We start from the raw sequence: 21957 nt of genomic DNA on the forward strand, positions 1-21957 counted from the left end.
CAGGAATGATTGTGTTCACAACCGCTCTACCGACCGTTTTTGCCCGCACTGCAACGGCACTGGCCGCTTTCAGCCTCGCCGCGTCTCCGATCGCGATTGCCGCCCAGGAGGCAGCGCAGGATGCCGACCAACCGGCGGCGGCTCCGAACCCGCTGGGCATTCCGGACAATTTCTCGCTGCTGGGCGAATCGAACCCCAATGTCCGCAAGGCAACCGCCGTCGTAAACGGCTCGGTCATCACCGGTACCGATATCGATCACCGCACAGCGCTGGTGGTCGCCTCCGCGCAGGGTGAACTCGCCGAGGAAGAGATGGTTCGCGTGCGGATGCAGGTGCTGCGCAACCTGATCGACGAGACGCTGCAGGTGCAGGAAGCAGCGGCGCAGGAGATCAATATCACTGCTGACGAAGTGAACCAGCGCTATGCCCAGCTGGCGGCGCAGAATTTCGGCAACCAGCCCGACGCGATGGATGCCTACCTGCTGTCGATCGGCTCTTCCCCCGCTTCGCTCAAGCGCCAGATCCAGGGTGAGCTCGCCTGGCAGCGCCTGCTGCGCCGCAACATCGCGCCCTTCATCAATGTCTCCGAAGAGGAAGTGAACGACCTCATCAAGCGGCTCGAGGAATCGCGCGGTACGGAAGAATACCACATCATGGAAATCTACCTGCCGGCGACCGCCGAGACGCGGCAGGCGGTGATCCAGAACGGGCAGCAGATCATGGAGCAGCTGCGCGGCGGAGCGAGCTTCCTCGCCTATGCGCGCCAGTTCTCCGAAAGCTCGACCGCGGCAACCGGCGGCGACCTGGGCTTCGTGCGGCTGGAAACGCTTCCGGCCGAGATGGCCACTGCTGCACAAACGATGCAACCCGGCCAGCTGACCGGTCCGGTCGAAATTCCGGGCGGTTTCGTGATCATTTATCTGCGTGACAAGCGTGCCGTCCTGACCGCCGATCCGCGCGATGCGCTCCTGAGCCTCAAGCAGATTTCGATCTCGTTCGAAGAGGGCATCTCGCAAGAGGAGGCGACGTCGAAAGTCGAAGCTTTCGCCGGCGCCGTCGGCTCGATCCGCGGCTGCGGCGATGCCGAGCGTGCCGCGCAGACCGTCGGTGCCGAAGTCGTGACCAACGACCAGATCCGGGTCCGCGACTTGCCCGAGCAATTGCAGGGTTCGATGCTGGAATTACAGGTCGGCCAGGCGACCCAGCCGTTCGGATCGCTGCAGGAGGGTGTCCGTGTGTTGCTTCTGTGCGGTCGCGACGATCCGCAGGCTGCCGACGGACCGAGCTTCGACGTTCTGATGAGCCGGATGGAAGAGGAGCGCATCCAGAAGCGCGCCCGCCGTTACCTGCGCGATCTGCGCAACGACGCCTATATCGAGTACAACTGAGCGGGTGGGCGAGCCGCAGCGCCCGCTCGCCGTTTCGCTGGGTGATCCGGCCGGCATCGGACCGGAAATCATCGTCCATGCCTGGCGCATGCGCGATTCCGCAAATTTAGCACCGTTTGCGGTGGCGGGCGGTGCGAATGTTCTGCGCTCAGCGACGGAAGCGCTGGGCGTTCCATGCCCCATCCAAGAGATTGACGATATCGCTGAGGCGAACTCCGCTTTCCTGGAGGCGTTGCCGGTGATCAAGGGGCTGGATGGAGCCTACCTCCCCGGCGCGCCTGACCCGATCGGCGCCAAACTGGCTCTGAAATCGCTCGAAATGGCGACCAGGCTTGCCACCGCTGGCCACGCTTCGGGGGTCGTGACCGCCCCCATCGCCAAGGGTCTGCTCGAACAGGTCGGTTTCACCCATCCCGGCCAGACCGAATTTCTCGCCGCCGCCTGCGGGCTGCCGGAAGATGCATCAGTGATGATGCTCGCCGGGCCGAGCCTGCGGGCCGTGCCGCTCACCGTCCATTGTCCCCTCGCCGAGGTTCCCGGCCTGCTCAGCATCGGCCTGATCGTCGAACGCGGACGGATTGTCGCTTCGGCCTTGCAGCGCGATTTCGGCATTGAGCGTCCCAGACTGGCGGTCACCGGTCTCAATCCGCATGCGGGCGAGGACGGCAAGTTCGGCAACGAGGAGCAGGACGTTATCGCCCCCGCCATCGCCGAACTGCTCGCAGACGGCATCACCGCGACCGGCCCGCATCCGGCCGACGCATTGTTCAGCCCGCACAGCCGGGCGGGCTTTGATGCGGCGCTATGCATGTATCATGACCAGGCGCTGATCCCGGTGAAGGCGCTCGATTTCGACCAGGGGGTCAATGTGACGCTGGGCTTGCCGATCGTCCGCACCAGCCCGGACCATGGAACAGCCTTCGACATTGCCGGACGCGGCACCGCGCATCCGGGCGCCATGGTTTTCGCTTTGCTCATGGCAGGCGAATGCGCAGCGCGCCGGGCCGATGCCTGAGCTTCCGCCGCTGCGCGACGTCATCGCGAAACATGGCCTCTCCGCCTCGAAGGCGCTGGGGCAGAACTTCCTGTTCGATGCGCAATTGCTCGACCGCATCGCCGGAATCCCGGGTGGTCTCGAAAACCGGGCCGTGCTCGAAATCGGGCCTGGTCCCGGCGGGCTCACCCGCGCTTTGCTAAAGGCCGGCGCGCGCGTGACGGCGATCGAGATGGACCGCCGCTGCCTGCCTGCGCTTGCCGAGCTGTCGGAGGTTTACCCCGGCAAACTATCCGTCATCCATGGCGATGCGATGAAGCTCGATCATGCCGAATTGATGGGCGAGCCATTCGCTGTCGTCGCCAACCTGCCCTACAATGTCGGCACCGCTCTCTTCGTGCGCTGGCTCGGCGGCGAGACTTGGCCGCCGCAATGGACGTCGCTCACCTTGATGTTCCAGCAGGAAGTCGCCCAGCGGATCGTCTCCACACCGGGCACATCGGCGTACGGCCGCCTCGCCGTGCTGGCGCAATGGCGCAGCGCCGCCAGCATGCCGATGAAGGTTCATCGCAGCGCCTTCACACCGCCGCCCAAAGTGATGAGCGCCATCGTGCACGTGACGCCGGACGAGATGCCGGAGGGCGTGTCGGCCCGCACGCTCGAACGCCTGACCGAAGCTGCCTTCGGCCAACGCCGCAAGATGCTGCGCCAGAGCCTGAAAGGCGTACCCGGCGCGGTGGAGACATTGGCTGAGGTTGCCATCGAAGAGACGCGGCGGGCCGAGACGGTGACGGTGGAAGAGTTTGTGGCGCTGGCGCGACGCCTCGGCGCTTCGCGACCCTCATCCAACTCCGGCTAAGCGCTCAAGCGGCAAGCCTGCGTATCCTTCTCCCACCGGGAGAAGCACAGCGCAGCTTGCGCGCGCATCGCGCTGGCGAAGCTTGGATGAGGGTGACCGGTCCGACGTCACCGACACGGACTGCTCGCCGCCGTGTAACTCCGCCCCCAGCTCCGAAATCCCTCGGCATCGATATGGAATCGCCCGCCTGCATAATTCGGTCGCGAGGCATCGTAATAGGCCCCAAGCCCCATCCGGCTACCCGGCCCCGCCGCATCCTGCATGGCACAGAGCCGCTGGTAGAAATCCGGTCCGCTCTTTCCATCCACCGTACGCAGATCGAGCGCCGAGAAGTCCAGGTGGTTGCTGCGGCTCGCCCCGCGCGCGCAGGTGTTGAGATCGGGCGTGCGATAGGACGACAGCACCTCGACCTCGCCCACGCGCGGCTTCACCTCGTCGCGCACCAGCCGCAGCGCCGGGACGATATTGGGCCATAGCTCACGCGGCGGGATGCGGAAGACCGGTAGATCGCAGCGCCGCGCATAGTGCCCGTCGATGCGGGTCAGCTGCCACACCGGCACGACATCGCTCACCCCCTGCGCGGTCAAATACTCCAGCAGCGCCGCATGGCCTTCGGCCCGAGCCGGATCTTCATTTAGCCAGCTGTCGAAGGCCGTGCGCGATGTCGGTGACAGCATCGTGCCGGGAATGCGCAGAAGGTCGGGCCCGCGCGAGATCAGCACGATCGCCAGCCCCGCCAGCAGGATGAACCAGGCCATTCTCTGGTACAGCGAACTCACACGTATTGAACGGAATAGCGCGCGTCAGGCTCCCGCTTTCTTGCGCAGCCGCCATTGATGCAGCAGCGGCTCGGTATAGCCGCTCGGCTGCTCCACGCCTTTGAACACGAGATCGCAGGCGGCCTTGAACGCGAGGCTCGTTTCCCAATTGCCTGCCATCGGCTCGTAGGACAGGTCGCCTGCATTCTGCTCGTCGACCTTGGCGGCCATGCGCTTGAGGCTGTCCATCACTTGGTTCTCGCTCGCCACGCCGTGGAGGAGCCAGTTGGCCATGTGCTGGCTGGAGATGCGCAAGGTGGCACGGTCTTCCATCAGGCCGACATCGCTGATGTCCGGCACCTTGGAACAGCCGACGCCCGCATCGATCCAGCGCACGACATAGCCGAGCAGGCCTTGCGCATTGTTATCGAGTTCCTCGCGCACTTCGTCTTCCGGCCAGTTCGTCGCCTCGGCGAGCGGGATGGTGAGCAGCCGATCGAGGCCGGGCGCTTCGCCGAGGTCCCGCTGGATCGCAAACACGTCCTCGCGGTGATAATGCAGCGCGTGGAGCGTCGCCGCGGTCGGCGACGGTACCCAGGCCGTATTGGCCCCCGCGCGCAAATGGCCGATCTTCTCCAGCATCATCTTGCCCATCAGATCCGGCGCGGGCCACATGCCCTTGCCGATCTGCGCGCGCCCCGACAGGCCGCAAGCCATGCCGATGCCGACATTGCGCTTCTCGTAGGCATCGAGCCAGGCGCTGCCTTTCATCTCGCCCTTGCGCATCATCGGCCCGGCCTGCATCGAGGTATGGATTTCGTCGCCCGTCCGGTCGAGGAAACCGGTGTTGATGAAGACGATCCGGTCGCGCACCGCGAGAATGCACGCAGCGAGATTCGCCGAAGTGCGGCGCTCCTCGTCCATCACCCCAACCTTAATCGTGTGGCGCGGCAGTTCGAGCAAATCCTCAACCGCGTCGAACAAGTCATTGGTAAACGCACATTCTTCCGGGCCGTGCATCTTCGGCTTGACGATATAGATGCTGCCGGTGCGCGAATTGCCGTATCGGCCAAGTCCCTGCACATCATGCGCGCTGATCGCGCTTGTGACGACGGCGTCCATGATGCCTTCGGGGATCTCGCTGCCATCCTCCAGCAGGATCGCAGGATTGGTCATCAAGTGCCCGACATTGCGGACAAACATCAGGCTCCGGCCTGGCAGCGTCTGCGCCTCGCCATGGGTATCGGTGTAGCTCTTGTCGCCATTCAGCGCGCGGGTCATCGTGCGCCCGCGTTTCTCGAAGCTCTCCTGCAGATCGCCGCGAATGATGCCGAGCCAGTTGGTGTAGGCGAGCAGCTTGTCTTCGGCATCGACCGCCGCCACCGAATCCTCGCAATCGGCGATCGTCGTCAGCGCACTTTCGATCACGACATCGCTGATGCCGGCCTGGTCGGACTTCCCGACCGAACTCTCGGGGGCCCATTGAACTTCGATGTGCAGGCCGTTGTTTTTGAACAAACGGCCCTTCTCGGTCTCGCCGACATACTGGCTCTCGTCGGCAATCGCAATGCCATCGGCCTCGATACGCTCCAGCGTAAGGTCGGCCCAACTGCCGGACTTCAGCGGCACCGCCTCATCAAGGAACCTGCGGGCCTCGGCGATCACCGCCGCGCCGCGTTCCTCGTCATAGCCACCGGGTTTTGCAGGCGGCGCGTCGAGCGCATCGGTTCCGTAGAGCGCGTCATAGAGGCTGCCCCAGCGGGCGTTGGCGGCATTCAGCAGGAACCGCGCATTGAGGATCGGCACCACCAGCTGCGGCCCGGCCATGGTCGCGATTTCGGGATCGACGTTCTGCGTGCCGATAGTGAACGCATCCGGCTCCGGGACGAGGTAGCCGATCTCGCTCAGGAACGCTTTGTAGGCTGCATGATCGTGGCTTTGTCCGCGGCGCTTGCGATGCCAGGCGTCGATTTTGGCCTGCAGCTCTTCACGCTTGGCAAGCAGGTCGCGATTGCGCGGAGTGAAGCCGTGGACCAGGTTGGAGAAGCCCTGCCAGAATGCGTCTGCGTCCCTGCCCAGGGGTGCCAGCACCTCGCCTTCCAGGAACGCGGCGAGCGCAGGATCGATCTGCAGGCGGGCTTTGGTCGTGTAGTCGGTCATGGGTCCTCACTCAGGGGGCCGCGCAGCTCGGGCGAACTGGCGGGAAACATTGGCGCTATCTGTCTGGGGAGGACGCAAGCGCCTATGGCTTAGGGGACGAGCAATTGCAACGGGTTGGAAGGGGTGAAAACCCCCGCTAGAGCGGTTGCCGATGAAACCATCCTATCTCGAATCCATAGATCAGGCGGCGATGTGCGAACAGGCTTTGGCCTGGAGCGCCGTCAATTCGGGTACCGGCAATCTCGACGGTCTGAAGACTGTCGCTGGGATGCTCGCCGATGCCTTCGCTGCCCTCCCGGGCGAGGTCGAACTGCGCGACCCCGCACCGGTCACGGCGATCAGCGCGGACGGGCAGGAATTCGACAAGCAGCATGGCCAGCATCTCGTCGTGCGCGTACGCCCCGATGCGGAGCGGCGGGTGGTGCTGACGGGGCATATGGACACGGTGTTTCCAATCGATCACCCGTTCCAGGAAAATAGTTGGCTCGACGACGATGTCGTCAACGGCCCCGGTACCGCCGACATGAAAGGCGGGATCGCGGTCATGCTGCATGCACTGCTGGCGCTCGAGCAATCGGAACACGGGCGAAGCCTCGGCTACGACGTGATGATCAACTCGGACGAGGAAACCGGTTCGCTGTCTTCCGCCAAGCTGATCGAGGAACTTGCGAACGGCAAATATGCCGCCCTCACTTACGAACCCTCGGCGACGCCCGAAGGCACCCTCGCCCATGCGCGCGGCGGGACAGGCAATTACTCACTGATCGTCAAGGGCCGCTCCGCTCATGCGGGTCGCAATCCGCAGGACGGGCGCAACGCGCTGGTCGCGGCGGCAGCGCTGGCGGTCGGCCTGAAGGACCTGCAAACCGAGGATTGCCCGGTCAATCCGGCCAAGATCGAAGGCGGCGCGGCCAACAATGTCGTGCCCGACAATGCCGTGCTGCGCTTCAACATCCGCCCCAAGGAACCGAGCGCGGGTGAGCGGTTCGAGGCGGGATTGCAGGGGCTGATGGCCGCTATCCGGCAGGCACATGAAGTCAGCGTCGACCTGCATGGCGGCGTCACGCGCCCGCCCAAACCGGTCGACCGCAAGGCGCAGCGCCTGTTCGATCTCGTCCGCGATTGCGGGGCAGAGCTTGGCCAGCATATCGACTGGCAATCGACCGGAGGCGTGTGCGACGGCAACAACATCGCCGCCTGCGGGGTGCCCGTCGTCGATACGATGGGCGTGCGCGGCGGCAAGATCCATTCGCCCGACGAATTCATGATCGTGCCGAGCCTCAGCGAACGCGCGGCACTCAGCGCCCTTGTTTTGCACCGGCTGGCATCGGGAGATGAGCTTTGAGTTTCCGCCTGCGCGCCGCGCGCACCGAAGATATCGAACCGCTCTACGAAATGGCCAAGCTGACCGGCGGCGGCTTCACCAATCTGCCCGCCGATCGCGATGCGCTGGGCGCAAAACTCGCCCGGTCGAGCGATGCCTTTGCCAATCCGGGCGACGAGCTGGTCGACGAGCAATTCGTGCTGGTGCTGGAAAATGCCGAGATCGGCGCGGTACGCGGCACCTGCCAGCTGATGACGCAGGTCGGACAGCAATGGCCGTTCTATTCCTATCGTCTCAACACGCTGACCCAGCACAGCCAGGAACTGGACCGCACAGTCCGCGCCGAACTGCTGAGCCTTGTGACCGACCTTGAAGGATCGAGCGAAGTCGGCGGGCTATTCCTGCATCCCAACGAACGCGCCGGGGGCCTCGGCCTGCTGCTCGCGCGCAGCCGTTACCTCTTCATCGCCATGCACCGGGCGCGCTTCGCCGACCGCATCCTTGCCGAACTGCGCGGCATTATCGATGAGCGTGGCGGCTCTCCCTTCTGGGACGGCGTGGCCGGGCGCTTCTTCGGTATGAGTTTCCAGGAAGCCGACTATTTCAACGCCATCAACGGCAACCAGTTCATTGCCGACCTGATGCCCAAGCATCCGGTCTATGTCGCCATGCTCGACGTGGAAGCGAAGAAGGTCATCGGCCTGCCCCACCCCACCGGCCGCGCCGCGATGCGGATGCTGGAGAAGGAAGGCTTCCGCTACGAGGGTTATGTCGACATTTTCGACGGCGGGCCGAGCATGATTGCGCGCACCGACGACGTGGTGAGCATCGCGCAGGCGCACCAGGGGACGGTGGCCGATATCGCGCTGGAGACGGGCGAGAAGGCGCTGCTGGCAACCGGTCGCCTCACCGAATTCCGCAGCTGCTACGGCGCGCGCGAGTTGCGCGATGACGGCTCGGTCGCCATCGACGCGCATGCCGCCGATCTGCTCGGTGTGGGCAAAGGCGACACGGTCTGGAGCGTGGCGCGGTGAGCTATCCATCATCCCGTCATCCCAGCGAAAGCTGGGATCTGGTTCAGGCACGCGCGAGCATGCCGCAAGAGATCCCAGCTTTCGCTGGGATGACGAGGTAAATTCATGTCCCTCGCAGAAATCAACTTCGACGGCATCGTCGGCCCGTCGCACAATTACGCCGGCCTCAGCCTGGGCAATATCGCCAGCGCCAGCCACAAGGGCGATCCGTCCTATCCGCGCGCCGCCGCGCTGCAGGGGGTCGCCAAGATGCGCGGCAACATGGCTCACGGGCTGGCGCAAGGGTATCTATTGCCTTTGCCGCGACCCAAGGTGGAGACGCTGGCCCGGCTGGCGGTCGATCCATCCGCCGATCGCGCGCTGCGCGCCGCGGCATGGTCCGCCTCCAGCATGTGGACCGCCAATGCCGCCACGGTCAGCCCGGCGCCGGACACCGCAGACGGAAAATGTCACTTCACGCCCGCCAACCTCGTCACCATGGTGCACCGCGCACAGGAATGGCGCGACACCAAGGCTCAGCTCGACATCGCCTTCGGCGACACCGCGCATTTCACCGTCCACCACGCAGTGCCGCCGAGTTTCGGCGACGAAGGCGCGGCCAACCATATGCGTTTTTGCGAAGGGCATGACGCGCCGGGCGTCGAAGTGTTCGTCTATGGCAGGCCGGGCGGCAAATTCGCCGCGCGTCAGCATGAACAGGCCAGCCGCGCTGTCGCCCGGCTGCATGGTCTCGATCCTGCGCGCGCTCTGTTTATCGAGCAGAATCCCGGTGCCATCGAGGCCGGGGCGTTTCACAACGATGTCGTTGCCGTCGCGAACGAGCGCGTGCTGTTCACGCATGAAGAGGCATTCGCCGACCAGAAGGGCGCTTACGACGCGATCCGCGCCGCTTTTCCCGCTCTGGAAGTCGTGGAAGTGTCGTCCAGCGCAGTGAGCCTGGCCGAAGCGATCAAGACCTATCTCTTCAACGGGCAATTGCTGACGCTCCCCTCCGGCGAGATGGCGCTGGTCGTTCCCGAAGAGTGCCGCGAGAGCGCGAGCGTATGGGCCTGGGCGGAGACGATGATGGCTTCGAATGGTCCGATCCGGCGGGTCATCCCGGTCGATGTGCGCCAATCCATGGCCAACGGCGGCGGTCCCGCCTGCCTGCGCCTGCGGGTGGTCGCCGATCCGGCCACGGTCGATCCGCGCTTCCTGCTGAGCGAGGCGCGCGCCGATGCCATCGAGCAGGTGATTGCAGCGCATTGGCCCGAGCAGATCGACCCCTCCGACATCGGCGATGAAGCCCTGGCGAACACCGTGCGCACCGCGCGTGGCAAGCTATTGGAAGCGCTCGACCTCATGCAACTGGGTTAACGCGCTTGCCGCTTCGTCGGCGAGCTTTACACTGCGTGCGTCATTAACCACTGCAAATGGCAGGCCAGCGTGGATGGCACGTCGCTTGCAAAGCCAGAGGTTAACGCAGGAAAGGCACGCGAGAATGCTCAGGAAATTCGGCCGGTTGTTCGTGATCAAGAATCGCTTTGAAGCGTTTCTGATCATATTTGCACTGGCCATGGGCGCGATGGATCGCGGCAGCCACTATCTCGAAGCGATGCCCAACTGGCTCGGCTGGACGCTATTCGTCGCCTGCGGCGGTGCGGTGATGCTGGGCGGCGCGAAAATCCTCGACGCGCTGCATTACGAGCGCGAACGCAAAGAGGCCGAACTCGAAGCCTGCTGAGTTTTAGCTGAAAAATAAAGTGGGGGTTTCTGTTGCTAGCTACCCCGCGGTTTCGTTTTCGCGGGGCGAGGACCGTCGCGCTAGCTGCACTCATGGTTCTCTCAAGCAAACGTAAGGTGGGGGGTTCTGTTGCTAGGCCCCCCCGGGCCCCCGGAATCCGCTTCTGTTGCCCGGTGGGTCCAACCGCGCTTTAGCTTTGTAACGTTAGGCCGTTAGGCCGTCATGTTACGCTGCGAGAGCGAGTGCTTCGTTATCGTTGGCACTTGTGTGTTTTGAACAGTTTTGCGGGATACTCAGCCCGGGTGAAAACAATGCCTTTCAACACACGTCGATCCTGGTTCGGCCCCATCAGGAAGCGCCTGTAAATATGCGCTTTTTGGTGGAGCCGCCGGGTACTGCCCCCGGGTCCGTTGCGTCTATTACACACCGCAGTTTATCACCATAGCCCGCCGAAACGGACAGGTCCCATATAAGCGAAAACGCCTTAATGTGAAGTGAGCGAGACCGGCTGCTAGCCCATCGGCCCCTTTTCCGGCGTCGAATCCGGCTTGCTCGCCCCATCCGAACGCAGCTCGGCGAGGATCTTCTTGAGCACATCGAGCTGCGGGTCGGTCGGCACGTCGTCGCTCTTGGAGCTGTCCTCGGTCTCGGCCTGCCGCGCCTTGATCTCGTCGCTGACCTTGTTGACGCTGCGCACGAGCATGAACAAGGCAAAGGCCACGATCAGGAAGTTGATCAGCGCCGTGATCAGCGCGCCGTAGCCGATCATCGCGACACCGGCCTCTTTCAACTGCTCGTAATTGTCGAGCGCGCCTTCATAGCCTTCGGGGATCTCGCCCAGCCGCAGGAACCAGTTGGAAAAGTCGATATCGCCGAATATCCAGCCGATCAGCGGCATGAGGATCGCTTCGGTCAGCTGGGTGACGATGCCGCTGAACGCCGCGCCGATCACCACGCCGACGGCGAGATCGACGACGTTGCCGCGCGCGATGAATTTCTTGAATTCCGTCCCAAGGCTCATGATAGCTCCTCCAATGGTGTAGCGCTGCTGTGTCATGTCGCCTAAAGCTTGCCAAGAGAGCAGCTTGCGGCTTGAACCGGGCAGCGACTGTCCTATATAGGCAACACACATACATTCCGGAGGGACTTTGCATGAACATTCGCTCTGCGTTTCGCTCGATCGTACTCGGTCTGGGCGCGCTTTCGCTTGCAGCTTGCGGCATCAACTCGGTGCCGGCGGCCGAAGAAAACGCCAAGGCCAAGTGGGCCGACGTCGAAGCGCAATTCCAGCGCCGCGCCAATCTCATTCCCAACCTCGTCGAAGTCGCGCAGGGCGCGGCCGAGAATGAGCGCGGCATCCTGACCGAAGTGACCGAGGCACGCGCCCGTGCGACCGGCATCAACATCGACGCAGACGACCTCGGCGATGAAGCCAAGATGCAGGAATTCGCCGCTGCGCAGAGCCAGCTCGGTGCCGGGCTCGGTCGTCTGCTGGCCAGCTTCGAGGCCTATCCGCAGATCCAGTCGAACCAGAACTTCCTCGCTCTCCAGAGCCAGCTGGAAGGGACCGAGAACCGCATCGCCGTCGCCATCCGCGACTATAACGAAGCAGTGCGCCAGTATAACACCACGATCCGGACTTTCCCGGACACGATCGGTGCCAACATCATTCACGGCGCGGAACCGCTCGCGCCCTACGAAGCTGCAACCCAAGGCGCCGAGGTCGCACCGACCATCGACATGACCAACGGCAACTGAGGGGACCGTTGACCGCGGTCCACTCGCTGTTAGCCAGGCTGGCCTTTGCCATCGCTGCTCTTGCGGCAGTGGTGGCGGGGCCGGTGTCGGCGCAGGATTTTCCCGCCTTGAGCGGGCGGGTGGTCGACGCGGCCGACATTCTTTCAAACTCTGAAGAGGCCCAGCTGACCGCCAATCTGGCAGCGGTGGAGGAGCAGAACGGGCGACAATTCGTGGTGGCGACGATTCCCGATCTCCAAGGCTATCCGATCGAGGATTACGGCTACCGGCTCGGGCGCGAATGGGGCATCGGCGATGCAGAACGCAACGACGGGATACTGCTGATCGTCGCGCCCAACGAGCGCAAGGTGCGGATCGAAGTCGGCTACGGTCTTGAAGGCGTGATGACCGATGCCCTCAGCAAGGTTATCATCGAGCGCAACATCATCCCGCATTTCAAGGCCGACAATCTGCCGCGCGGGATCGAGGCAGGCAGCGACGCCATCATCCGCCAGATCAGCCTGCCCGAAGAGGAGGCACTGGCGATCGCGTCGCAGGCGCAATCGCAAGGCACCGGGAGCCGCTACGAAGGTCTCGGTACGATTGCCAAAATCGTCCTCATCTTCGTGTTGCTGGCGCTGCCATGGGTGTTCTTCATCCTGCCGATGATCATCTTCGCCAAGCTCTATCCGAAGCGGTACAAGAAGTGGAAGAAGCGCCGCAGCCGGGGCGGGCGTATCTACAGCGGCGGCTCGCGCTCCTATTCGAGCAGCAGCAGTTTTTCAGGCGGCGGCGGGTCCTTCGGTGGCGGCGGCGCGAGCGGGAGTTGGTAATGCAGGTGGTATCGCGAGTTCTCGTCATGCTGGCGCTGGTCTTCAGCGTCCCGGCCATGGCGCAGAGCTTTCCCGAATTGAGCGGCCGGGTGGTCGACCAGGCGAATGTCATCCCTGCCGACGTCGAAGCGCAGCTGACCGAGAAGCTCGCCGCGCTCGAGGCACAGACGCAGCGGCAATTGGTGGTCGCCACCATCTCCGATCTCGAAGGCTACGATATCGCCGACTACGGCTACCAACTCGGCCGCGCCTGGGGCATCGGCGATGCGGAGCGCAATGACGGCGCGCTGCTGATCGTCGCGCCCAACGATCGCAAGGTCCGGATAGAAGTCGGCTACGGGCTCGAGGGATACCTGACAGACGCGATCTCTTCGCTGATCATCCAGAACCAGATCCTGCCAGCCTTCCGCGAAGGCGACCTGCCTGGCGGCATTGTCGCAGGCACCGACAGCATCATCCAGCAGTTGCAATTGTCGCCGGAAGAGGCGCAGCGCGTCGCCGCCGAGGTGAGCCAGCAGCGTCAAAGCGATGGCGGCTTCCCGGTCGGCGCGCTGATCTGGCTCGGCGTGATCTTCTTTTTCTTCGTCCTGCCGCTGATGCGCGGGCGCGGGCGTCGCCGGCGCTATCGTGGCCGAGGGCGCGACATGTCCGATACCGCGCGCGACATCATCCTGTGGGAAGTCGGCACGTCGATCCTCAGCGGCATGCTGAGTGGCGGCGACGACTGGGGCGGCGGTGGTGGCGGCTTCGGCGGAGGCGGCTTCTCCGGCGGCGGTGGTTCATTCGGAGGCGGCGGCGCCTCGGGGGGTTGGTAAGACATGGCATATCTGAACGAAGCGCAGCACAAGATCGTCTCCGACGCGGTCGGTGCGGCCGAGGCGAGCACATCGGGCGAGATCGTCACGGTCCTCGCCGACCGATCCGATGGCTACACCGATGTGATCCTGGTCTGGGCGGCAGTGGTGTCCTTCACGCTCATGAGCATATTCGCCGCTGTCCCCCAGCCCTTCATGGATTTCTACGACGGGCTGTTCGGCGGGTGGGACCATGAATGGACCACCGGCGAGCTCGCCAGCATGACGATCCTGCTGGGCCTGCTCGGCTTCGTGCTTACCTGGGCGGTGCTCAGTTGGGACAGGCTCACCTTTCTCGCCGTCCCGGGCCCGGTGAAGACCGCCCGTGTGCACCAGCGCGCGATCAAGCATTTCAAGGTCGGGGCCGAGCGCCGCACCACCGGGCGCACCGGGATCATGATCTACCTGTCGATGCGCGAGCACCGTGCCGAGATCGTTGCCGACGAACCGATTGCCAAACTGGTCGATGCCGAGGTCTGGGGCGAGGCGATGGAAGACATGCTGGTCGAGATCAAACAGGGCCGGATCGCCGAAGGCATGGCCGCGGGAGTCCGCGATGTCGGGGTGGTCCTGTCCGAACACTTCCCGCGCACCGACGATGACGAAAACGAGTTGCCGGACCGGTTGATAGAGGTGTGATGGTGATTGAGCATTCTACTCCCCTCCCGCTTGCGGGAGGGGTCGGGGGTGGGCGCGGAGCCACCAAGGTTGGCATGGCCCACCCCGCTGCGACTAGGTCGCTAGCGCGACCAAATCTCGCTGCCCCTCCCGCGAGCGGGAGGGGAACACCATGACAGACCCCGATGCCAACCTGCCCGAAGAGATCATGTGGCAGGGCAAGTTCGTTACCGCCAAACGCCGCGGACGCTGGGAATATGCCAGCCGCTCGCGCGGCATCCGCGCCGCCGCCATCGTCGCCATCGACGACGAAGGGCATGTCCTGCTGGTCGAGCAATGTCGCGTGCCGCTGGGCCGCGTCTGCCTGGAAATCCCCGCTGGCCTGATCGGCGATCACGAGGGGCAGGAAGACGAAGACGCGGTCGAAGCGGCGATCCGCGAGCTGGAGGAAGAAACCGGCTACCGCGCCGGCCGCATGGAAGTGATCGGCGAATTCTATTCCAGCCCTGGCATGGTCAGCGAGGCTTTCACACTCATCCGCGCACACGACCTCGTGAAGGTCGGCGAAGGCGGCGGGACCGATAGCGAGGACATCACCATCCACCGGGTCAGACTGCGCGACCTGCCGCAATTCGTTGCGGACTGGCGCAAACGCGGCCACGGTGTCGATGTTCGGATCGCCATGCTGATGGCGCCGCATTTTCTGGGAGAGGATTTTAGATGACTGGACGTGTAGCGGGCAAGATGGCGCTGGTTACCGGGGCTGCGCAGGGACTGGGAGCGCAGCATTGCAAGACGCTCGCTGCCGAAGGCGCCAAGGTGCTGTGTACCGACATCAATGGCGATGGTGCTGCTGAAACCGCCGCCGCGATCAATGCCGAACATGGCGAAGGCACCGCCTGGTCGATCCAGCACGACGTTACCGATCGCGCGCAATGGGATGCCGCCGTTGCGATGGCGCGCGACGAGATGCGCGGGCTCAACGTGCTGGTGAACAATGCCGGGATCGGCGTGGCGGGCAATATCGAGACCTGCAAGCTCGAAGACTGGCACCGCTGCTTTGCGATCAATGTCGACGGCATCTTCTATGGCTGCCAGGCCGCCCTGCCCCTGATGCGGGAGCATGCACCCGGTTCGATCATCAACATCAGCTCGATCGCGGGGCTGATCGCGAGCGATACGATGCCGGCCTACAACGCGTCCAAGGCGTCTGTGTGGATGCTCAGCAAGTCGATCGCGCTGCATTGCGCCAAGAACAATATGCAGATCCGCTGCAACTCGGTGCATCCGACTTTCGTCGATACGCCGATCCTCGACGGAACGGCGAAGCATCACAATCTCGACAAGGGTGTCTTGCTGGAGAAGCTGGCGCGGCAGATCCCGCTCAAATTCGTCGGCGAGCCGAGCGATATTGCCAATGCGGTGCTGTATCTGGCGAGTGATGAGAGCAGGTTCATGACCGGTGCGGAGCTGAAGCTCGACGGCGGTATCTCGGCCATGTGAGAAGCGATCAAACCTCGCTCGTCATCCCAGCGAAAGCTGGGATCTTTCTCAATTAGATTCGACCCGGTGGATCGAGATCCCAGCTTTCGCTGGGATGACGGACTCCGTCAAAGGAGTCCGTCAATCTGCAATCAGAGCGATTGCGGCATAGACCAGGATCAGCGATCCGAAGCCGATCAGCGTGCCGGCGACGAAGCCGATGCGGACCAGCATGGGGTCCCAGCCGAAGTAGTTGGCGATACCGGCGCACACGCCCCAGATCTTGCCATTGCGGCGGTCCAGTCGAAACTCTTTCGACGGCGGGCCGCCCGGATTGGTGTTACGGATCTGGTTCACACGATCACTCCACTGGGGGTTCCGGGGACGATGGCGAATGCCATCACGAGAGTGGAAATGGCAACTGCCGTGAAGGCGGCGAAGATGCGGTTTCCAGAGGTCAGAAAGTCGAACATTGGGGTCTGTCCTTTCGGGGGTGGTGAATGCCTGTCGATCAGGCGATCAGCGAGGGGGTTGCGGGGACGATCGCGGTAGCCATGGCGAGAGCCGAGAGAGCGAAGGCGAAAGCAGCGGCGAAGAGGTTGTTGGCATCGAAGGTCATTGGGGGTCTCCTGATGAGTGTGTTGGGTCGGGGGTTAAGCGATGAGGGTCGGGGTAGCCGGGACGATCGCGGTCGCCATGGCAACTGCGGAAAGGGCGATGGCGAAAGCGGCGGCGAAAACACGGTCGAAATTGAAGGTCATTGGGGAGTTCCTTTCAGTCTTTGTTCGTTCTGCGGGACCATCCCGCTTGACGCCCAACACAATGCAGGAGGTGTGCCAGTTTTGAAGAACGGGAGAATTCTGGGGTTTTTCCCGCTAGGCGCCCGTTCAGCTTCGTTCATGATTCCGAAAGGTTGGCATATTTTCCCAATTGGTGGGATTGGGCTTTTTCGTAGCCTTGAGAGCGGGCGCGCGCTAACCGCCCGACAGTCCCATGGCGCTCGATCGCATCACCCTTTCCAACCTTCGCAACCACGCTGAAACCCGGCTACAAGGAACCGCGCGCTTCAATCTGTTGGTCGGCGAGAACGGCGCCGGGAAGACCAATGTGCTGGAGGCGATTTCATTGCTCGCGCCCGGGCGCGGTCTGCGCCGGGCGGCCCTGCCTGACATAGCGCGTGCGGGCGGTGGCGGTGGCTTCACCGTGGGTGCCAGCCTGACACCGGGCGATGGCGGGGAGCCGGTTCAATTGGGCACCATGGTCGATCCGGCCCGCCCCGGACGGCGGCGGGTGCGCGTCAATGGCGCGGAAGCGAGCGCTGTCTCGCTCGGCGAATGGCTCGCGATCGGCTGGTTGACCCCGGCGATGGACGGCATCTTCATGGGCCCCGCCGGCGACCGGCGGCGTTTTGTGGACCGCATGGCGCTGGCCCTCGACCCGCTCCACGCGCGCCACGCCAGTCGCTATGAGAATGTCCTGCGCGAGCGGAACCGCCTGCTTGGCGACGAGCGCGAGCCCGACCCCACCTGGCTCGACGGGATCGAAGCGCAAATGGCCAAGCACGGGAGCGCGCTGGCGCAAAGCCGCGCGCGACTGGTAGGCGTTTTGGTGGAGACGCTCGCCTCGCACCCCGACGAGCCATTTGCCCGCCCGTTACTCGCGATCCTGACCGAGAGCCCTTTCGAGGAAGAAGCTTTACGCGTCGCCCTGCGCGCTAATCGCGGGCGGGATCGCCGCGCCGGTCGCACCCTCATCGGGCCGCACCGTGACGATCTGACAGTCACCATGGCCGGGAAAGATACGCCCGCCGCTTCGTGCTCCACAGGCGAGCAGAAAGCGATGTTGATTGCCATCACGCTGGCTCATGGCGAACTGGCCGCGCGCGGCAGGCCTGGCGTGATGCTGCTCGATGAAGTGGCCGCCCATATCGACCCCGTCCGGCGGGAGGCGCTGTTCGAGCGCCTCCGCGAGACTGGCGCTCAGGTCTGGATGACAGGGACCGAATTGGCGCCGTTTGCTGCGATCGAAGCCGAAGCGGCGGTGTGGCGGGTGAGTGGCGGAAGTCTGGAGAAATTGTGAGACCCCGCGTCGGCGGGGACCTCAGGCAGGTGGAAACCTACAAGCCAACGACCAGGAGGACTGAGACCCCCGCCTGCGCGGGGGATCGCGTCAGTTTGTCGCTTCAGGTATTGCTGCGACCACGTCGTCCAGCGTTTCGCTCACCAGCAGTTCGATTCCCGCCTCGGTCGGATGGACCCGGTCGTCCTGGATCAGTTCGGGCCTGTCGGCCACGGATTCCACCCAGACCGGGATGAAGTCGGTGCCATATTGCTCGGCGAGCTCGGCATAGAGGCCATTGAATTCCTCGACGAATTGCGCGCCCATATTGGCGGGGGAGCGCATGCCCATCAGCAAGACATCGATCCCGCGCGCCTGCGCCGTCCGGATCATGCTTTCAAGATTTCTACGCGTCTCATCGGGCGAAAGCCCGCGCAGCAGGTCGTTCCCCCCGAGCTCCAGGATCAGCAGGTCGGGTGTCTCCTGCAACGAGTCGAGCGTGAATTCGAACCGCTGCAGCCCCGCCGCGCTGGTATCGCCGGAAACACCGGCATTCGTGACCCGCGCATTGATGCCTCGTGCCCTTAGAGCGCTTTCCAGTTTGGCCGGATAGCTATCGCTCTTGGCGACATTGTATCCTGCAAACAGGCTATCCCCGAAGGCAAGGATTCGCCGCTCGGGACCCATCACGGGAACTTCTGCGTTAGTAGGCGACCCTGAATCGATCCGCGTCGGTTGATCCGCCACGGGCGCTTCCGCCCCGCAGGCTGCAAGCGCCAGCGCAAAAAGAGGGATCGACAAACGACTTAGGCCCTTCGGCCACCTACCTTGTTCCATAAGTTTCGATATGCCATCGGATTGCTGTGACTGATACCCCCAACGCACCCGCCCCCGGCGCCGGTTCCCGAACCCTCGCTATTTCCGCGCGCAACCTGACCCTTACTCTGGGTCAGGAAAAGCATCCGGTCGAAATCCTCAAGGGCATCGATCTCGATGTGCAGCGGGGAGAAGTCCTTGCCCTGCTCGGCCCTTCCGGTTCCGGCAAGAGCTCGCTGATGGCGGTGCTATCCGGGCTCGAACGCGCCACGTCCGGCTCGGTGAAGGTGGCAGGGGCCGAATTCAGCGGCATGGACGAGGACGGCCTCGCCAAAGCCCGCCGCGGCCGGATCGGAATAGTGCTGCAGGCATTCCACCTGCTACCGACGATGACCGCGACGGAAAATGTCGCCACGCCGATGGAGCTTTCCGGCGCGAAGGACGTGCGGGCGCGAGCCACAGCCGAACTCGAGGCCGTCGGCCTCGGCCACAGGCTCGACCACTACCCGACCCAGCTGTCCGGCGGCGAGCAGCAGCGTGTCGCCATCGCCCGCGCCACCGCGCCGCGACCGGAACTGATCTTCGCCGATGAACCGACGGGCAACCTCGATGCCGCCACCGGCGCGGAAATCATCGACATGCTGTTCGCCCGCCGCGCCGAGACCGGGGCCACGCTGGTCATTATCACCCACGATCCCTCGCTCGCCGAACGCTGCGACCGGATCATCACGCTCGCCGACGGTGTGATCGACACCGATACCGCCGCCAATGGCCAGATCCTCGCTGCGGAATGAAGAGCGACACCATCTCCTGGGGCACGGCGTGGACGCTGGCCCGGCGCGAGCTGAACCTGCGCTTCAAAGGTCTCCGTCTGTTGCTGGTATGCCTGTTCCTCGGCACCGGCGCGCTGGCGGCCATCGGTACGCTGACCGGCGCGATCGAGGACGAACTGGCCAATCGCGGGCAGGAATTGCTCGGCGGCGACCTCGAAGTCGAAATCTGGCAGCGCAGCCCGAATGACGAGGAAATCGCCGCGCTCGAGGAATACGGCGAGCTTTCTCTCGGCACGCGGCTGCAGGTCGTCGCGCGCAAAGGCGATGCGACCGCGCCCGTCGGCCTCAAGTCTGTGGGCGACAATTATCCGCTTTACGGCGAACTGACCCTTACCGATGGCCGCAGCGTCGGTGCGCCTGCCAGAGGCGAAGCATGGGTGGGACAGGGCGCCATGGACCGGCTCGATATCGAAATGGGCGACACCTTCGACATCGGCACCAGTACGCTTGTCGCCGCCGGCGTGATCGCCAACGAGCCCGACAAACTTTCCGAAGGCTTCCAGCTCGGCCCGACCGTCATCACCGATCTGCAGACACCCTATGATGCCGGGCTGATCCAGCCGGGCGCGATGTACCAGTCCAAGACCCGAATCGCTTTCGACAATCCCGGCCGCGATCCCGAAGCGGTGCAGGACGAACTGACCCAGCAATTCCCGCTCGCCGGGTTCGATTTCCGCGACCGCGATCGTGCCAGCCCCGGTGCAGACCGCTTCGTCGGCCGCATGGGGGAATTCCTGACGCTGGTCGGCCTCGCCGCGCTGGTGATCGCGGGGATCGGCATCGGCGGCGGGGTCTCCTCCTATCTCGAAGCGCGACGCAGCAGCATCGCGACGCTCAAGGTGCTCGGCGCGACGAGCGGCGATATTGCGCGGATCTACGCACTCCAGATCGGCCTCGCAGCCGTGGTCGGCAGCGTGGCCGGCCTCGCTGTCGGTTTGGCGATCACGCCGCTCTTAGGCATCGCCCTGCAAGGCTTGCTACCGGTCTCGAGCGGGTTCACGGTGGAACCGGGCGCGCTGCTGCTCGCGAGCGCCTATGGTTTGCTGGTCGCCGTCGTTTTCGCCGCGACGCCGCTGCTGCGTGCCCGCCAGTTCCCCGCCATGGCGCTGATGCGCGCACGCGTCGCCCCGCTGACGCGCGACAGGGCCGCATGGCTGTGGGTCGGCGGCGGGCTGGTCGGCATCGTGGCCCTTGCCCTGCTCACCTCGCGCGATCCGCTGCTCGCCGCCGGTTTTCTCGGCGGTGCGGCAGGCATGCTGGCCGTGCTCGCGCTCCTCGGCTGGACTATCCGTAGCTTGGCGAGCAAGGTGGGCAGGCCCAGAAATCCGTTGGTCCGCAACGCGCTCGCCAATCTCTCGCGCCCCGGCACGTCCACCGGCGCGCTGGTGACCGCCCTCGGTTTCGGGCTTAGCGCCTTCGTCCTGTTGGCAGCCATCCAGAGCGCCATCGACGGCAATATCCAGAGCCGCGTGCCACAGGAAGCGCCGGACTATTTCGTGCTCGACATTCCGCGCGACCGCGTCGGCGAATTCGAACAGGTCGTCTGGTCGCAGGACGAAGATGCGACGATCCGCGCCGTGCCCTCGCTGCGCGGTTCCGTCACCGCCTTCGGCCCGGAAGGCAACATGACACGCGTGGCCGAGATGGAAAGCATTCCCGATGGCGCCTGGGTGCTGCGGGGCGAGCGCGGACTGACCTATGCCGACGACGTGCCGCCCGGAAATACGATCGTGGAAGGCGAGTGGTGGGGGCCATTCTATGACGGCGAACCCGCCGTATCGCTCGATGCCGATTTCGCCGAGGCTGCGGGGATCGCAATTGGCGACACTATGACTATCGCCCTGCTCGGCGTCGAACGGACCGTGCGCGTTGCGAATTTCAGGACCATCGACTGGGAGAGCATGGGCTTCAACTATGCGCTTGTCTTCAGTCCCAATGCGCTTGAGGACGCTCCCCACAATCTTGCCGCCACGATCGAATTCTCGCGCGACGACATTCCGACCGGCCCGCTCCTGCGCGAACTGGTGCAAACCTTCCCTTCCAGCAGCGTGATCGAAGTCGGCCAGATGCTCGTGCAGGCGCGCACGATTTTGAGCCAGGTCGGCATCGCCACGCTTGCTGCGGCTTCGGTTGCGGTCCTTGCGGGTCTTGCGGTCTTGCTCGGGGCGATCGCCGCAGCGCGCGCTGCCCGCACTTACGACACGGTCGTGCTGCGGGTGCTGGGTGCCAGCCGCAACCAGGTGCTGATGATGCAGCTCATCGAATATGCGCTGCTGGCGCTGATCCTCGCCGTCGTCGCGCTTGCCATCGGCAGCGGACTCGGCTGGCTGGTCGTCACCCAGCTCTTCGAATTCGACTGGCTGCCAGACTGGGGCATTGTGCTGGCCGTGCTGGGCGCCGGGCTGGCGCTGGTGGTGACCTTTGCCCTCGCAGGTTCGCTCCCCCTGCTCAGGGCCAAACCGGCGCAGGCGCTAAGGGCGCTGTAG

At 64.2% G+C, this 21957-nt stretch carries 23 protein-coding genes and 1 other RNA gene; 16 read left to right on the forward strand and 8 right to left on the reverse strand.

All coding sequences use genetic code 11. The features are described from left to right. Nucleotides 1-5 precede the first annotated feature (5 nt). Genes EL2594_RS08795 through rsmA form a run of 3 tightly spaced genes read left to right on the forward strand, consistent with a single transcriptional unit; the run spans nt 6 to nt 3241 of the window. Entirely contained in the window at nt 6-1388 is a 1383-nt protein-coding gene (locus EL2594_RS08795; RefSeq protein WP_155806022.1) for a peptidylprolyl isomerase, read from the forward strand. A gap of 4 nt (nt 1389-1392) precedes the next feature. Next, complete coding sequence (pdxA, locus tag EL2594_RS08800; RefSeq protein WP_011414701.1) at nt 1393-2403, forward strand: 4-hydroxythreonine-4-phosphate dehydrogenase PdxA; 1011 nt, start codon at nt 1393-1395, stop codon at nt 2401-2403. Next, complete coding sequence (gene rsmA, locus EL2594_RS08805; RefSeq protein ID WP_011414702.1) at nt 2396-3241, forward strand: 16S rRNA (adenine(1518)-N(6)/adenine(1519)-N(6))-dimethyltransferase RsmA; 846 nt, start codon at nt 2396-2398, stop codon at nt 3239-3241. The genes pdxA and rsmA overlap by 8 nt, the downstream gene beginning before the upstream one ends. A 107-nt stretch (nt 3242-3348) precedes the next feature. Here rsmA and EL2594_RS08810 read toward each other — a convergent pair whose 3' ends face one another. Both EL2594_RS08810 and EL2594_RS08815 read right to left on the reverse strand, forming a co-directional pair. Next, nucleotides 3349-3999, reverse strand: a complete 651-nt coding sequence (locus tag EL2594_RS08810) for a D-Ala-D-Ala carboxypeptidase family metallohydrolase (protein WP_011414703.1) — start codon at nt 3997-3999, stop codon at nt 3349-3351. A 45-nt stretch (nt 4000-4044) separates the two neighbouring features. Then, entirely contained in the window at nt 4045-6159 is a 2115-nt protein-coding gene (locus EL2594_RS08815; RefSeq protein WP_011414704.1) for a malate synthase G, read from the reverse strand. 151 nt (nt 6160-6310) lie between these two features. On the opposite strand from EL2594_RS08815, the gene EL2594_RS08820 reads away from it, so the two are divergent. From EL2594_RS08820 to EL2594_RS08835, 4 genes are all read left to right on the forward strand, one after another. Further along, the gene (locus tag EL2594_RS08820) at nt 6311-7504 is read left to right on the forward strand and encodes a hydrolase (protein ID WP_011414705.1); all 1194 of its coding nucleotides are present in this window, start codon (nt 6311-6313) and stop codon (nt 7502-7504) included. Continuing rightward, entirely contained in the window at nt 7501-8517 is a 1017-nt protein-coding gene (locus tag EL2594_RS08825; RefSeq protein ID WP_011414706.1) for an arginine N-succinyltransferase, read from the forward strand. Before EL2594_RS08820 ends, EL2594_RS08825 begins: the two co-directional genes overlap by 4 nt. 105 nt (nt 8518-8622) lie before the next feature. Continuing rightward, a complete protein-coding gene (locus EL2594_RS08830; protein WP_011414707.1) occupies nt 8623-9873 on the forward strand; it encodes an N-succinylarginine dihydrolase in 1251 nt (416 codons plus the stop codon). A gap of 124 nt (nt 9874-9997) precedes the next feature. Then, on the forward strand, nt 9998-10240 hold the full coding sequence (locus tag EL2594_RS08835) for a hypothetical protein (RefSeq protein ID WP_011414708.1): 243 nt from the start codon (nt 9998-10000) through the stop codon (nt 10238-10240). A 151-nt stretch (nt 10241-10391) separates the two neighbouring features. Here EL2594_RS08835 and ssrA read toward each other — a convergent pair. After that, nucleotides 10392-10738: a transfer-messenger RNA gene (gene ssrA / locus EL2594_RS15150) on the reverse strand. A gap of 13 nt (nt 10739-10751) precedes the next feature. Continuing rightward, a complete protein-coding gene (mscL, locus tag EL2594_RS08840) occupies nt 10752-11261 on the reverse strand; it encodes a large conductance mechanosensitive channel protein MscL (RefSeq protein WP_011414709.1) in 510 nt (169 codons plus the stop codon). Nucleotides 11262-11392: 131 nt separating this feature from the next. Between mscL and EL2594_RS08845 the strand changes: the two genes are divergently transcribed. The 6 genes from EL2594_RS08845 to EL2594_RS08870 all read left to right on the forward strand — a co-directional run bounded on the left by EL2594_RS08845 (nt 11393) and on the right by EL2594_RS08870 (nt 15785). Beyond that, nucleotides 11393-11998, forward strand: a complete 606-nt coding sequence (locus EL2594_RS08845) for a LemA family protein (protein WP_011414710.1) — start codon at nt 11393-11395, stop codon at nt 11996-11998. Nucleotides 11999-12006: 8 nt separating this feature from the next. Next, nucleotides 12007-12810 carry a TPM domain-containing protein gene (locus EL2594_RS08850; protein ID WP_011414711.1) on the forward strand — a complete coding sequence of 268 codons (804 nt, stop codon included), beginning with the start codon at nt 12007-12009 and terminating at the stop codon, nt 12808-12810. Further along, nucleotides 12810-13625: a TPM domain-containing protein gene (locus EL2594_RS08855; protein ID WP_011414712.1), complete on the forward strand. Its 816-nt coding sequence runs from the start codon at nt 12810-12812 to the stop codon at nt 13623-13625. The genes EL2594_RS08850 and EL2594_RS08855 overlap by 1 nt, the downstream gene beginning before the upstream one ends. 3 nt (nt 13626-13628) lie before the next feature. After that, a complete protein-coding gene (locus EL2594_RS08860) occupies nt 13629-14303 on the forward strand; it encodes a TPM domain-containing protein (RefSeq protein WP_011414713.1) in 675 nt (224 codons plus the stop codon). Nucleotides 14304-14454: 151 nt separating this feature from the next. Next, nucleotides 14455-15006: an NUDIX hydrolase gene (locus EL2594_RS08865; protein ID WP_011414714.1), complete on the forward strand. Its 552-nt coding sequence runs from the start codon at nt 14455-14457 to the stop codon at nt 15004-15006. Next, nucleotides 15003-15785: an SDR family oxidoreductase gene (locus EL2594_RS08870; protein WP_041685214.1), complete on the forward strand. Its 783-nt coding sequence runs from the start codon at nt 15003-15005 to the stop codon at nt 15783-15785. Before EL2594_RS08865 ends, EL2594_RS08870 begins: the two co-directional genes overlap by 4 nt. Nucleotides 15786-15905: 120 nt before the next feature. On the opposite strand, the gene EL2594_RS08875 is transcribed toward EL2594_RS08870, so the two are convergent. From EL2594_RS08875 to EL2594_RS15510, 3 genes are all read right to left on the reverse strand, one after another. Continuing rightward, on the reverse strand, nt 15906-16121 hold the full coding sequence (locus EL2594_RS08875) for a PspC domain-containing protein (protein ID WP_011414716.1): 216 nt from the start codon (nt 16119-16121) through the stop codon (nt 15906-15908). Between the two features lie 154 nt (nt 16122-16275). Then, complete coding sequence (locus tag EL2594_RS15505; protein ID WP_011414718.1) at nt 16276-16383, reverse strand: hypothetical protein; 108 nt, start codon at nt 16381-16383, stop codon at nt 16276-16278. 34 nt (nt 16384-16417) lie between these two features. After that, nucleotides 16418-16525 (reverse strand): hypothetical protein, encoded by a 108-nt coding sequence (locus EL2594_RS15510; RefSeq protein ID WP_011414719.1) that lies wholly within the window; start codon nt 16523-16525, stop codon nt 16418-16420. A gap of 232 nt (nt 16526-16757) precedes the next feature. Here EL2594_RS15510 and recF point away from each other — a divergent pair, with 232 nt between their 5' ends. Then, nucleotides 16758-17843, forward strand: a complete 1086-nt coding sequence (gene recF, locus EL2594_RS08880) for a DNA replication/repair protein RecF (protein ID WP_011414720.1) — start codon at nt 16758-16760, stop codon at nt 17841-17843. A 90-nt stretch (nt 17844-17933) separates the two neighbouring features. On the opposite strand, the gene EL2594_RS08885 is transcribed toward recF, so the two are convergent. Next, nucleotides 17934-18509: an arylesterase gene (locus EL2594_RS08885; protein WP_011414721.1), complete on the reverse strand. Its 576-nt coding sequence runs from the start codon at nt 18507-18509 to the stop codon at nt 17934-17936. A 176-nt stretch (nt 18510-18685) separates the two neighbouring features. Here EL2594_RS08885 and EL2594_RS08890 point away from each other — a divergent pair, with 176 nt between their 5' ends. Together EL2594_RS08890 and EL2594_RS08895 are read left to right on the forward strand one after the other, a co-directional pair. Further along, the gene (locus tag EL2594_RS08890) at nt 18686-19432 is read left to right on the forward strand and encodes an ABC transporter ATP-binding protein (RefSeq protein WP_011414722.1); all 747 of its coding nucleotides are present in this window, start codon (nt 18686-18688) and stop codon (nt 19430-19432) included. After that, nucleotides 19429-21957, forward strand: a complete 2529-nt coding sequence (locus EL2594_RS08895; RefSeq protein ID WP_011414723.1) for an ABC transporter permease — start codon at nt 19429-19431, stop codon at nt 21955-21957. Before EL2594_RS08890 ends, EL2594_RS08895 begins: the two co-directional genes overlap by 4 nt.

Source organism: Erythrobacter litoralis HTCC2594 (assembly GCF_000013005.1).
GTDB classification, from domain to species: Bacteria; Pseudomonadota; Alphaproteobacteria; order Sphingomonadales; family Sphingomonadaceae; genus Parerythrobacter; species Parerythrobacter litoralis_A.